A 13,622-nucleotide genomic window follows, 5' to 3' on the forward strand; every position below is an offset into this window, starting at 1 on the left:
CTGCCTTTGCGACAACCTCTCTCGCGGGACAGATGTAAGCCCGGAACGGCGAACGCGCATTATACGAAGTCAGCCTGCCCATAGAAAGTCGACCTCAGTATCATGCACCGAAAAGCAGCAGTGCCAGACTTCTGGAAGCGCCGGGAAGGCCCTCAGGATGGGCGGGAAGACGTCAGTGCGTCAAGGTCGGGGGACAGGCTGTCGATATCCTTCTCGAAGTCGTACACCGAGTCCTGCCTCAGGCCAAGAGAACCGAGCAGTACCGGAATATTATCCTCGTTGAACTCATCCCCTATGCCCCTGGATTTCAACAACCCGTTTGCCAGCTGCACGATCAGGACATAGGTTTCATGCTCTCCGGTGTAGCCCTGGTACTGATGCATGCCGGCGGCCTTGATGACCGGCTCGGGCAACTGCCAGAACCGGTGGAAAAGACCGCCAATGGCACCATGGCCGACCGCCAGCACACCTTCATCGCTACCATGCTCGAACACCTGCTCTTCAAGGGACTTCATGCTGGCTTCGGGATTGCTCTCCCGGAGGCGACTGAGCTCCTCGAATTCCGCCGGGAACAGATACCCCAGCAACGGCAGGCCAAAATTGTGAAGCAAACCGCACAGGTAAGCCATGTCCCGGTCGGCACCACACCGGGGCGCAATCCGCTGACACAGGAACCCGCAGTACAGGGCATGGGACCAGAACGCCTGCATGCCCAGGATGCCATCCCGGGGAATGCCGAAGCCACCGACCAGGGCACTGCCCTGAACAATATGCGCCACCCGATCAACCCCGAGAACCCGGGTGACGGCATCGCGTACCCTGTCGACCTGGCCGGACGTCTCGAACAGGCCGGACCGGGCGTAACGCAGGATCTGTGCGGTCAGACTGGGATCCAGTTCGATGACGTCGGCGAGATCTTCGGCAACGGCACCTGCACCGGTTGCCATGGAAAGGATCTGGGGTGCCAGGGCGGGCATGGGTGGAAGCCGGTAGATATTACGCAACTTGCCAGCCACTTCGTCCAGGGTCAGCGCCCCTCGGTCACCGCCACCCTGGCCATGGATGACCAGCCGGGCCCGGAAGGCGTCCGCCAACAGGAGTTTCAGGGTCTCCCCATCAATCTCGACCAGGGCATCGTTTCGGCCCCCGGAAAACAGCACCCGTTCGCCATCCAAAACATCCTCATCCACCAGCACCGGCACCCGGTAGGCGCACCCGACCGGCGGCACGAATCCAGGCTCGCAGTCCTCGAATAGCCGTCGGCTCTGCCGGGCGGTAAGAGGCTGGAGCCGGCGCCCCGTCAGCTGTTGGACCGCCGGAATATCCAGTGCGCTATCAAACCGGTGAACCGCCATGACCACGCCATCAATATCAATCAGCAGCGTGGCCTGGACAAAATCGTGTTGGGATCTGCCTGAGGCAATCACCGCCGCATCGAGGTTCGGAACGGGCTCGATGGCCAGCTCCCGGTAGGCCAGCCCCTGTTCACTCAGATAGTTCTCCAGCCTGGCAGCAAGCGCCACACCCGGTACTCCTTTGTCTATGCCTGACCGTTGGCGGGCCCCGGTCAGCCGGTGTTCCGCATACCGGCCGAGATACCAGCCATTGTCACTTTCAGGGCCCGCTCCACCATTTCCGGAACCTCGCCCTTGCCTTCACTCTCCCGGTCGCGCCTCAAAAGCTCAGCCTGGAGGTAATGCAGGGGGTCGGTATAGGGATTGCGCACTCTCATGGAATGGGCAAAGACCGGCTCCTGCTCCAGCAATGCCTCTTGCTCCTTGAGCTCCAGTACACGCCGAATACAGCCGGCAAGGCGTTCACGCAGCCCCTCCCCCAGGGTTTGCAATCTGCGGTCCTCGACCAGGGTCTGTTCATAATAGCTGGCAATCCGCAGGTCGGCTTTGGCCAGCACCATTTCCAGCATATCCACGTAAGTGCGGAAGAACGGCCAGCCCTGCATCATTTCCCGCAGTTCCGGCAGCCGGTTCTCCTGAGCGGCCTCCTCCAGTGCCACATCGCTGCCGAGCCAGCTTGGCAGCATCAGCCGCATCTGGGTCCAGGCGAAAATCCAGGGAATGGCCCGCAGGCTCTCGACACCGCCGGAGGGCTTGCGCCTGGCCGGCCGACTGCCCAGGGCCAGCTTGCCAAGCGCCTGTTCCGGTGTCACCTGACGGAAGTAGGGGACAAAGTCGGGATTCTCCCGAACCACGTCCCGATAGGCCTCAAGCGACCGTTCAGTCAGCCAGTCCATGGTCTGGCGCCAGCTGTCCTCGGGCTCGGGTGGTGGCGCCAGGGTCGCCTCGATCACCGCCGTGCTGTAGAGCGTCAGGCTCTGCACCGCCAGGCGCGGCAGGCCGAACTTGAAGCGGATCATTTCGCCCTGCTCCGTGATCCGGAAACTGCCGTTCACCGATCCGGGCGGCTGGGACAGAATGGCGCGATTGGCGGGACCACCGCCCCGGCCGACTGTGCCACCACGACCATGAAACAGTGTCAGGTGAACACCGTACTGACTGGCCACGTGGGTCAGTTTTTCCTGGGCCTGGTACTGGGCCCAGGCGGCCATCAGCTGGCCGGCATCCTTGGACGAATCGGAATAGCCGATCATCACTTCCTGACGCCCCTGGCAGTACTCACGGTACCACTCCACCTCGTACAGGGCAGCCATGGCATCCGGGGCCCCCCGAAGGTCATCCAGGGTTTCGAACAGGGGCACCACCCGCATCGGAAACTTCATGCCCGCTTCCCGCAATAGCAGGATCACGCTCAGCACGTCGGAGGGCTTGCTGGCCATGGAGATCACATAGGAACCAAGTGCTTCGGGCGTCTGTGCTGCCACGACTTCGCAGGTGGCCAGCACTTCCCGGACGTTATCCGATGGCTCCCAGTTCCGGGGTACCAGCGGCCGGCGACCCTGAAGCTCCTTGACCAGGAAGGCCTGACGCTCGTCCTCGGTCCAGCTGGTGTAGTCGCCGAGGCCAAGGTAGTCGACCATTTCAGCCACGGCCTCGGCGTGGCGGGAGGCCTCCTGCCGGATATCCAGGCGGATCAACGGCAGGCCAAAGGTGTGGGCTCGCCGGATGGTATCCAGCAAGGGCCCGTCGGCAATGGCTTCCAGGCCGCAGTCGATCAGGGAACGGTAGCAGAGCTCCAGAGGCCCGGTGAGGTCCTCGTTTTCGAACAGGATGCCGTCCGCATCCGCCGCTTGCCCATGCACCTTCGCCTCGGCCCAGTCACGGGTTTTCACCAGCCGTTCCCGTAGTTCCGCCAGCACCTGGCGATAGGGCTCCCGGGACTCGCCGACCACTGCTTTCAGTTCGTCACTGGCCTGCCACATGGATAACTCGGCCCGCAGTGACTGGATGTCCCGCAGGAACAGGTCCGCTGCCATCCACCGACCGAGCAGGAACACCGTGCGGGTCACTTCGTGGGTCACATTCGGGTTACCATCCCGGTCACCCCCCATCCAGGAGGCGATACGGATGGGTGACACCTGAAGCGGCAAACCCTTGCCAGTGGCATCGGACAGGGAGGTATCAAGACTGCGCAGAAAGTCCGGCAGCGCCTGCCAGAGGCTGTTCTCGATGACGGCAAATCCCCATTTCGCCTCATCCACCGCCGTCGGCCGCTCATGGCGGATCTCATCAGTGTGCCAGGCTTCGGCAATCAACCGGGACAATCGCGCGACGATCTCGTCCCGTTCTGCCGGCATGAGATCGTCGTGGTCCAGTTGGGACAGGCAGTCGGACATCTCGTCGTACTTCATGATCAGGGTTCTGCGGGCCACCTCGGTGGGATGGGCGGTGAGCACGAACTCGATGCGCAGGTCGGCAACCCGGCGGTGCAGCTCCTCCGCGGGCACCCCCCCGGATTTTAGCCGGTCAAACACTTCACCCAGGGATTCCACCATCAGATCGGACTGGTGCCCACGCTTGCGGCGGATACCATGGTACTGCTCGGCGAGGTTGGCCAGGTTGAGAAACTGGTTGAAGGCCCTTGTGACTGGCAGCAGCTCATCGTCGCCAAGTTTTCTCAGCAAGCTCACCAGTCGCTGGCCGGAGCCGCTTTCCTGCCGGCGATCGGCTTTCGCCGCCGCCCGGATTTCCTCGATCAGGTCATAGCAGTGCTGGCCGGGGTAACGCTGGATACTCTGCCCCAGCAGTTCGCCCAGCATGCGTACGTTTTCGCGCAGATCCGGATGTAGCTCAGTCACATTGACGTCCTTTTGAATTGACGGAGGCGAAGTAAACTTACGATACTAAGAATCAGCCGAGAAAGTCTATTGGCGTAACCGCTTGTGGTCGCAAGGAGTATTCATGAAAGTAACTGATCTTCCCAAGCACTGGGAGAAGGATAAAGAGCCCGTGGAACGCACCCACGACTACAACCTCCGTTTGCCGCTGGAGGATGCTGCCAGGATTGCCGCCCTGGCGGAACTGTACCCGGATCGTACCGAGGCCGACATTCTGAATGACATGATCGGCGCTGCTCTGGACGACCTGGTGCGTCAGAGCCCGATCAAGGACAGGCTGGAAAGCAAGGATAAATAAACAGGGGCAGGCAGTTGTGCCGGAGTGGCGGGAACACCACTCCGGAAAAGCAACTCAGGCTGGAACTCTTCCCGTGGTCAGGCCACAGATTCCAGCTGGCGGGCCTTGAGGCGCTGGATGTGCTTCTGGCTCAGGCTGACAAACTTCGGGGTCAGCCCCTGATCCTCGTAGATCTCGAACCCATCCTCATCGTAAGCCACCACGCGGGTACCCTGAACATACGGAAAGCTGGTTTCCAGTTCATCCAGGGCTGCGGAAATGAGATCCCGCATCAGGTCTTGCGGAGACTTCATCGGATAGAGCGCCGCAAGTTTCTCAAGTCGCTTGTGATGCTGGTCAGACAGCGCCATAAAATAGGCGTCTCGGGTCAGCCGTCCCCGTGCGTGCTTATCCCAGTAGTTGACCAGATCTTTGATTTTCATGGTGCCTGCACTCCTGCATCTTATTGATAGCATCCGGCGCACTGAAGTCGTGCGTCCGTTACCGGAAGTGTAGACGAAGCCTCGGGTTTGGGAACCACCGGATTGGTAACGGATTGTACTTACCGGAGACAGGTCCTCAGTGCCCGGAGCGATCCTTCTCGACGCCTTTTACCGCCTGCCAGATGGCATCCAGCGCCTCGAGGGACTCCTCGTCCATGTCGCGACCCTCCTGCGCCAGCACCTGCTCGATGGCCCGGAACCGGGACTCGAATTTATGATTGGTGCGTTTGAGGGCCTGCTCCGGATTTACCTTCATGAACCGTGCCAGGTTGACGCAGACAAAGAGCAGGTCCCCCAGTTCATCCTCGACAGCATCACGATCACCGGTACCAGTCTCGGCGTCCTGCCAGGCTTCCTTGAGTTCATCGATTTCCTCGTGGAGCTTGTCAAACACCGGCGAGATGTCCGGCCAGTCAAAACCGTGGCGGGCGGCCCGACGCTGGAGCTTCTCTGCCCGGGCCATGGCCGGCAGGGTGCGGGCGATGCCGTCCAGGCGACTGACCGACTCCCCGGTCTCGGGCTTGTCGGCACGCTCTTCGGCCTTGATGCGCTCCCAGCTTTCCTTGATCCAGGCTTCACCGGGCCGGTTATCGGGGTCAATGCGGCTCTCCAGTGTGCCCTCGGGAAAGACATGGGGGTGACGCCTTACCAGCTTGCGCACCAGGTGATCGACAATGGCATCGAAATCGAAGTGGCCGTCCTCCCGCCCGAGCTGGGCATAGAAGATGACCTGGAACAGCAGGTCGCCCAGCTCGTCCTTCAGGTGGGGGTAGTCACCACGTTCGATGGCATCTGCCACCTCGTAGGCCTCTTCGATGGTGTGCGGTACGATGGTGCCGTAGGTCTGCTTTGTGTCCCACGGGCAACCGGTTTCGGGGTCCCGTAGACGGGCCATCAGCGTCTTGAGATCGTCAATGGTGTAGCTCATCCGCGCTTGCGCCTCACGTCGATGATGTTTGGCAGGTTACGGATCTGCGCCAGCAACCGCGCCAGCTGCTCCAGACTGGAGATTTCCACGGTAACGGTCATGGTCGCGGTATTCTCGTCCTTGTTGGTCTGGGTATTCAATGCCAGCACATCGCTCTTGGAGGCAGAGAGTACCTGGGTGATGTCCCGCAGCAATCCCGAACGGTCGTAGGCCTCAATCTCGATATCCACCGGATAGACCGCCGCCGGTTTGCCGCCCCAGTTCACCTCGATGATCCGGTTCGGCTCGAACTCCCGGAGATTGAGGAAGGTCAGGCAATCCTGGCGATGCACGGTCACCCCCCGCCCCACCGTGATATAACCACCAATGGCATCCCCGGGCAGGGGCTTACAGCATTTCGCCACCTGGGTCTTGAGCTTGCCCACCCCGAGAATCTGGATATCCGATTCGGTGTCGTAGGGCTTTCTGCGCTGGGTGGTCAGCTTCAGGCCCAGTTGGGCGGACCGGGGCTCCAGCATCTGCTGCGCCACATTGGCCACGTGGGTCGGGCGCAAATCCCCGGCCCCGACTGCCGCGAACATGTCGGCGGAGCTATGGCAGTTCACTTTCCGGGCCAGCTCCTCCAGATCCACGTCATACAGGGACAGGCGCTTGAACTCGTCCTCCAGGATGGCGCGACCGTCGATAATATTGCGGTCCCGGTCCTGCTGTTTGAACCAGTGCGTCACCTTGGCCCGGGCCCGGGAGGTCTGGATATAGCCAAGGCTCGGGTTCAGCCAGTCACGGCTCGGCGCCGGGTTGTTGGAGGTGAGGATAAATACCTGATCCCCGGTCTTCAGCGGATAGGTCAGCGGGACAATCCGGCTGTTGACCCTGGCACCCCGGCAGGCATGGCCAATTTCGGTATGCACCCGATAGGCGAAATCCACCGGCGTCGCGCCCTGTGGCAGGTCGACCACGTGACCTTCCGGGGTGAACACATACACCCGGTCCGAAGCCACATCGGACTTCAGGTGATCGGCCAGACCGGACAGATCGCCCAGCTCTTCCTGCCACTCCAGCACCTGGCGCAGCCAGTTGATCTTGGCGTCGTAACCGGTGGACTTGTTGTGCTTGTCGGTACCTTTGTACAGCCAGTGGGCACAGACCCCCAGTTCCGCTTCCTGATGCATCTTGTGGGTCCGGATCTGCACTTCCATGACCTTGCCCTCGGGCCCGATCACCGCAGTATGGAGCGACTGGTAGCCGTTCTCTTTCGGATTGGCGATGTAGTCGTCGAATTCGTTGGGAATGTGGCGCCAGAGCGAATGCACGATCCCCAGCGCGGCATAGCAGTCCCGCACCTCGGGCACCAGGATACGTACGGCGCGCACGTCATAGACCTGGGAAAAGTCGATGCCCTTGCGGCGCATCTTCCGCCAGATGCTGTAGATGTGCTTGGCCCGGCCGGAGAGCTCGCCCTCGATGCCGGAGGCCCGAAGCTCCGTCTGCAGGGTTTCGATCACCCGGCGGATGTAGCCCTCCCGATCGAGGCGTTTCTCGTCCAGGAGCTTGGCAATCTTTTTGTAGGCGGATTCGTGGAGGTAACGGAAGGACAGATCCTCCAGCTCCCACTTGATGTGACCGATACCGAGGCGGTGTGCCAGGGGCGCGTAGATGTCGAAAACTTCCCGGGCGACCCGCATGCGTTTCTCTTCCGGCGCGTTCTTGACCGCCCGGATGGCACAGGTCCGCTCTGCCAGCTTGATCAGGGCCACACGCACGTCATCGATCATGGTGACCAACATCTTGCGCACGTTATCCAGCTGGCCCTCACTCTGGCCCAGCACATTACCCTTGAGCGGGTGGTGGATGGAGGAGATTGCCGCCATCTGCTGGACACCGTTGATCAGCCCCGCCACTTCATCGCCAAATTCCTTGCGGATTTCCTCCAGCGGTACCCGCTCCTCGCGCACTGCCCGGTAGAGGATGGCGGCGACCAGACTGGCCTGATCCAGGTGCAGCTCCGCCAGCACCTGGGCCATCTCCAGTCCGATCCGGAAACTGCTGGAGCCTGGCGCCCACAGCCGGTCTTCCCGGAAGGCCTGCAGATCGATCTCGGCCGATTTCTCACAGGCCCGGCGGAACTGGTCAACGTCTTCGAGATGGGTTTGCGAGGCGATGTGGCTGACGCACCGTTCGATGTCGACTTCGCCGTCACCCGTTACAGCATAATCTTCGCGAACTTTTACCATATCGGTCTTGTTGTTCCTGTTCGTTGTCGCGGACATCCCTGCCCGCGCTCAATCCTGTTCAGCGATCGGCCCGCTCGAACAGGGCGATAGACTCCACATGGGTGGTGTGCGGGAACATGTCCATCACACCGGCGCGTACCAGGCGGTAGCCATTGCGTACCATGACGCCCGCATCCCGGGCCAGGGTTGCCGGGTTGCAGGAGACATAGACAATTCGACGGGCGCCGAACGCCGTCAGATATTTGCAGATCTCCTCCGCACCGGAGCGGGGCGGATCGATCAGGACCTTGTCAAAGCCCTCTTTTGCCCAGGACTGACCGGTAAAATCGCCATGCAGGTCCGCGCCGTGGAAAGTCGCGTTGTCCAGGCCATTGCGTTCGGCATTCTCCCGGCCGCGCACCACCATGGCCTCGTCACCCTCGACGCCGACGACCTGGCCACCACGACGGGCCAGCGGCAGGGTGAAATTGCCCAGCCCGCAGAACAGGTCCAGCACGCGCTCGCCCGGCTGGACATCCAGCCACTCCACGGCACGGTGTACCATGCTTCGATTAATCCCTGCATTGACCTGGGTAAAGTCCATGGGATGAAACTGCATGGTCAGATCGAACTCGTCCAGGCGGTAACTCAGCCGCTCATCGTCCCGACCCGCCGATTCCGGCCAGATCCGGTGCACGGTATCCGGTCCCTTGGGCTGCAGGTAGATATGCAAGTCATGGGCCTGGCCAAAGGCGATGAGCTTTTCCCGGTCCCCGGCACTGAGTTCATCCATGTTGCGAAACACCATGACTGCCATGTCGTCACCGCAGGCCACCTCGACCTGGGGAATACGGTCGAAGGCATCCATGCTGTGCAGCAGCTCGCGCAGCGGCAGAATGCGCTCGCCGATGCGCGGATCCATAACCACACAACGGTCAATATCGGTCAGGAAGCTGTTGCGCTTCTCCCGGAACCCCACCAGCACGGACTCCCGGGCCTTGACGAACCGGACTCCCAGGCGGGCCTTGCGCCGGTAGCCGAGGCTGGCCCCGGAACGCATGGGCGCCACCCATTCTTCCGGTTCGATGCCCCCGAAATGAGCAAAATGCTGGCGCAGGGTGTCTTCCTTGAACCGGATCTGGGCATCGCCGCTCATGTGCTGCAGACTGCAGCCGCCGCAAAGGTCGGCAAACTCACAGGGAGTCTTCTGGCGCTCGGATGACGCTTCCAGCACCTCCAGCGTGCGCAGCTCGTCGAATTTGCTGCGCGTGGAAACCATCTTCGCCATCACTGTCTCGCCGGGCAGCGCGCCGTCGACGAACTGGGTCTTGCCGTCATTACGGGCAATGCCCCGGCCGTCGTGGCTCAGGGACTCAATCACACAGCGCACGGGCTCCTTGGGCAGAGCCTTCCTGCGTCTTCTACTCATACTGAAATCTCTTACTGGCTGGTTCAGGCGCCGGGAAAGACACCTGTTGACAGGTAACGGTCACCGCGATCACAGATAATGGCCACGATCACGGCGTTTTCAACCTGCTCTGACAACTTCAGGGCCGCTGCGATCGAGCCACCGGAGGACACCCCACAGAAAATGCCCTCCCGGGCTGCCAGAGCACGCATGGTGTCCTCGGCTTCTTCCTGCCCGATATCGAGCACCTGGTCCACGCGACTGGCATCGTAGATCTTCGGCAGGTATTCCTCGGGCCAGCGACGAATACCGGGAATGGAAGCGCCTTCCTTAGGCTGCAGACCGATAATCCGGATGTCGGGGTTACGTTCCTTGAGATAGCAGGAAACGCCCATAATGGTTCCGGTGGTACCCATGGAGCTGACAAAGTGAGTCACGCGCCCTTCGGTCTGCTCCCAGATCTCCGGGCCGGTTGTGCGGTAGTGGGCCAGCGGATTGTCGGGGTTGCTGAACTGGTCCAGCACCTTGCCCTTGCCTTCGGCTTCCATCGCCAGGGCCAGGTCGCGGGCCGCTTCCATACCCTCTTCCTTGCTGACGGTAATGATTTCGGCACCGTAGGCACGCATCGAGGCCCGCCGTTCCTCGCTCATGTTGGCCGGCATGATCAGCACCATGCGGTAGCCCTTGATCGCCGCCGCCATGGCCAGGGCGATTCCGGTGTTGCCACTGGTGGCCTCAATCAGGGTATCCCCGGGTTTGATCTCGCCACGGCGCTCGGCCTCCTGGATCATGCTGATTGCCGGCCGGTCCTTCACCGAGCCGGCAGGGTTGTTGCCCTCAAGCTTGGCCAGGATGACATTGCTGGTGTCGCCCGGCAGGCGCTGAAGGCGGACCAACGGGGTATGGCCAACATAATCTTCAATGGTGGGGAAATTCATAATAAAACCCTGTGGTACACTTTTGGCTCCGAATCATACGCGTTATGGCCCCGGCATCCCAATACAGCTTCTCGCTATATCCATGACCGGCGGCTATAACCTGTACTTTTTCTGCCTGGTCCGGGACAGATACCACAGTCAGTCCCGGCCGGATCATCTATTCTGACAGGGAAGTAACTGCGGGTTCATTCCCGAAGCAGGGCAATTTTCAGGAAAATCGTATGCGGCGCTGGGGCATTCGCAAGAAAGTGCTGGTGGTGACTCTGGTCCCCACCATGCTGACCACCCTGATTCTCGGGCTGTTCTTCACCTACAGCTGGGTAAACAACATCGAGAGCCTGCTGAGCGATCGCGGGGAGTCTCTGTCCCGGCAGCTGGCCGCAGGTTCCGAGTACGGGCTGTTTACTGCCAACCGAAGCCTGCTGAGCAGCCTTTCCAACGCCCTTCTGGAAGAACAGGATGTCCGTTCGATCACCTTTTATGGCAGCGATGGCCGTCGGCTGCTGCACACCGGACCGGGCAGTTCACAGGCTCCCGCGTCCGAAGCCCTTCCCCCCGACCACGCCATCCGCATGGCCAGTGAGGACAGCACCCGCTTCGTGACGCCGGTGTACCTGCAGGACCTGATGATCGAGACCATGCTCGATCCCGACGCCCGCCAGTCCATGAGCGAACTGAAAGAACCGCTCGGCTGGGTGTCGGTGGAGATGTCCCATGTGCGCACCGAGAAAGAAACCTACAAGGCCATGCTCATTTCCCTGCTGCTGGTACTCGGCGGCGTGCTCCTGAGTCTGGCCATCGCCATGCGCCTCAGCCGCGCCTTCACCGATCCTGTCTTCGAGCTGAACGAGGCGGTGGCGAAGCTCAAGGAAGGCAAGCTCGAAACCCGGGTCCATACCGGCGCCGGCCCGGAATTCGAGCAGCTGGAATCCGGCCTCAATGACATGGCCGAGGAGCTGAGCAAGGCCCAGGCCGAGATGCAGCAGAACATTGATCAGGCCACCGAAGACCTGCGCGAAACCCTGGAAACCATCGAGATCCAGAACATCGAGCTGGACTTTGCCCGCAAGGAAGCGCTGGAAGCCAGCCGGATCAAATCGGAGTTCCTGGCCAACATGTCCCATGAGATCCGGACCCCACTCAACGGCATTATCGGCTTCACTGAACTGCTGCTCAAGAGCCCCCTGCCCCGGCAACAACGGGATCACCTCAGCACCATCCGGAAATCCTCGGAAATCCTGCTGACAATCATCAACGACATCCTGGATTTCTCCAAGATCGAAGCTGGCAAACTGATCCTGGACCGGGTGCCCTTCCAGCTCCGCGACATCATCGAGGAAGTCATGGTCATGCTGGCGCCGGCGGCCCACAGCAAGAACCTGGATCTGGCCCCGCTGGTCTATAACGATGTGCCTGACAACGTCATGGGAGACCCGCTGAGGGTCAAGCAGATCATCACCAACCTGGTGAACAACGCCATCAAGTTCACCCAGACCGGGGAAGTGGTGCTGCGGGCCAGCCTTGAGGACGAGGACCAGGAGAGCAACCGGGTGACCGTGAAGATCAGCATTACCGATTCCGGCGTCGGGCTTTCCCGGGCCCAGCAGCAGTCCCTGTTCAACGCCTTCAGTCAGGCGGACGCCTCAACCGCCCGGCAATATGGCGGGACCGGCCTGGGGCTGGCCATCTCCAAACGCCTGGTGGAGGAAATGGGTGGCCAGATCGGGCTGGAGAGCGAGCTGGGCAAGGGCTCCACCTTCTGGTTCACCCTGAACTCTGAGCTGTCAGCCACTGGCGAGGCCGCCACCCCCAGGGATGCCCTGCGAGGCGAGAAAGTCATCTACCTGGAACATCAGAAAACCACCGGGCTGGCCGTCGAGCATATGCTCCGGGACTGGGGCATGGTGGTGGATCGGGTTGCCTCCTCCGGTGCCATGCAGGAACAGATCGAGGAAGCCCAGAAAAGCCAGGCCGGCTACGCCGTTGCCATTGTCGGCATCACCCGGAACCTGCTCAACTCCAATCAGTACCGCAACCTGCTGCACAACCTGGAAGTGGAGCGGGACTGCCGGACCCTGCTGCTCACTCCGACCCTGGAGACCCATGACGCGGGCCTTTCCGCCCTCTCCAGTGGCCACCTGACCAAGCCGGTGTGCCGCAACGCGCTCTATGACGAACTGCTGTTGCTGGTGCACGGCATCAACGCCGGCGGGCGGGCAATCGACAGCTATTCCGGGGGCGCAGGACGGCAAGCCCGGACCAACGTCCCCAGGGTACTCGCCGTGGACGACAACGAAGCAAACCTGAAACTGGTCATGACCCTGCTCGAGGACTGTCAGCTGGAGGCAGAGTCCGCCTGCAATGGTTTCGAAGCCCTGAGCAAGGCCCGACAGAAGCCCTTCGACCTGGTGTTCATGGACCTTCAGATGCCTGGCATGGATGGCGTCGAAACCACGGCCCGAATCCGCGAACTGGACACCAGCAGCCACCGGACGCCGATTATTGCCCTGACCGCCCATGCCCTGGCCGACGAACAGGAAGCGCTGGCAAAGCAGGGTTTTGACGGCTACATGGCCAAGCCCATCAGCAGCGCAGAGCTGACCACCATTATCCGGGACTACACGGGGTATGACTGCGGCAACCGGGGCACACAGGCTCACTTTTCCGAGATCCGTGACACCCGACAGCCCCTGAGACCCTCTTCGCGAAGGGTGCAACAGGATTGCGTCAGTGTGTCAGAGAGTATCCAGCTGGCAGCCGGCAAGGCAGACCTGGCGGAAGAGCTGTTCAGCATGCTGCTCGAGCAACTCTATCCGGATATGCAGAAAATCCGGGACTTCTGGGCAGAGGACGATATGGACAGCTTGCTGGACTGCGTCCACAAGCTCCACGGCGCTACCCGCTACTGCGGTGTGCCGGAACTGAGAGCCGCCGCCAACCAGCTGGAAACCGCCCTCAAGTGCTCGGCCCCGGATACGGAGGCCCACAAGGACCACTTGCTGGAAGCCATGGAGCGGCTGCACGCCTGGAGCGAGCAGACCGACTGGCAACAGCTGTTCAGGCAGGACCAGTACCAGACCGGTACCGCGCCCTGAACCCCGGG

At 61.4% G+C, this 13,622-nt stretch carries 9 protein-coding genes; 2 read left to right on the forward strand and 7 right to left on the reverse strand.

Features of this window, described 5'->3' with window-relative positions:
* Positions 1 to 152 precede the first annotated feature (152 nt).
* On the reverse strand, positions 153 to 1,523 hold the full coding sequence (locus ACQUTG_RS15010) for an HDOD domain-containing protein (protein ID WP_428920184.1): 1,371 nt from the start codon (positions 1,521 to 1,523) through the stop codon (positions 153 to 155).
* Between the two features lie 44 nt (positions 1,524 to 1,567).
* Positions 1,568 to 4,213 carry a phosphoenolpyruvate carboxylase gene (gene ppc / locus ACQUTG_RS15015; protein ID WP_428920185.1) on the reverse strand — a complete coding sequence of 882 codons (2,646 nt, stop codon included), beginning with the start codon at positions 4,211 to 4,213 and terminating at the stop codon, positions 1,568 to 1,570.
* Positions 4,214 to 4,316: 103 nt separating this feature from the next.
* On the opposite strand from ppc, the gene ACQUTG_RS15020 reads away from it, so the two are divergent.
* Entirely contained in the window at positions 4,317 to 4,550 is a 234-nt protein-coding gene (locus ACQUTG_RS15020; RefSeq protein WP_428920186.1) for a hypothetical protein, read from the forward strand.
* 77 nt (positions 4,551 to 4,627) lie between these two features.
* On the opposite strand, the gene ACQUTG_RS15025 is transcribed toward ACQUTG_RS15020, so the two are convergent.
* The 5 genes from ACQUTG_RS15025 to cysM all read right to left on the reverse strand — a co-directional run bounded on the left by ACQUTG_RS15025 (position 4,628) and on the right by cysM (position 10,519).
* Positions 4,628 to 4,972: a pilin assembly protein gene (locus tag ACQUTG_RS15025; RefSeq protein ID WP_092004802.1), complete on the reverse strand. Its 345-nt coding sequence runs from the start codon at positions 4,970 to 4,972 to the stop codon at positions 4,628 to 4,630.
* 136 nt (positions 4,973 to 5,108) lie between these two features.
* Positions 5,109 to 5,960, reverse strand: coding sequence for a nucleoside triphosphate pyrophosphohydrolase (gene mazG / locus ACQUTG_RS15030; RefSeq protein WP_428920187.1), 852 nt, complete (start codon positions 5,958 to 5,960; stop codon positions 5,109 to 5,111).
* A complete protein-coding gene (gene relA, locus ACQUTG_RS15035) occupies positions 5,957 to 8,194 on the reverse strand; it encodes a GTP diphosphokinase (protein ID WP_428920188.1) in 2,238 nt (745 codons plus the stop codon). Before relA ends, mazG begins: the two co-directional genes overlap by 4 nt.
* 58 nt (positions 8,195 to 8,252) lie before the next feature.
* Positions 8,253 to 9,602 (reverse strand): 23S rRNA (uracil(1939)-C(5))-methyltransferase RlmD, encoded by a 1,350-nt coding sequence (gene rlmD, locus ACQUTG_RS15040; protein WP_428920189.1) that lies wholly within the window; start codon positions 9,600 to 9,602, stop codon positions 8,253 to 8,255.
* A 23-nt stretch (positions 9,603 to 9,625) separates the two neighbouring features.
* Entirely contained in the window at positions 9,626 to 10,519 is an 894-nt protein-coding gene (gene cysM, locus ACQUTG_RS15045) for a cysteine synthase CysM (protein ID WP_428920190.1), read from the reverse strand.
* Positions 10,520 to 10,740: 221 nt separating this feature from the next.
* On the opposite strand from cysM, the gene ACQUTG_RS15050 reads away from it, so the two are divergent.
* Positions 10,741 to 13,614, forward strand: coding sequence for an ATP-binding protein (locus ACQUTG_RS15050; RefSeq protein ID WP_428920191.1), 2,874 nt, complete (start codon positions 10,741 to 10,743; stop codon positions 13,612 to 13,614).
* Positions 13,615 to 13,622 lie beyond the last annotated feature (8 nt).

This window comes from Marinobacter sp. DUT-1 (genome assembly GCF_050379415.1).
Classification (GTDB): Bacteria; Pseudomonadota; Gammaproteobacteria; order Pseudomonadales; family Oleiphilaceae; genus Marinobacter.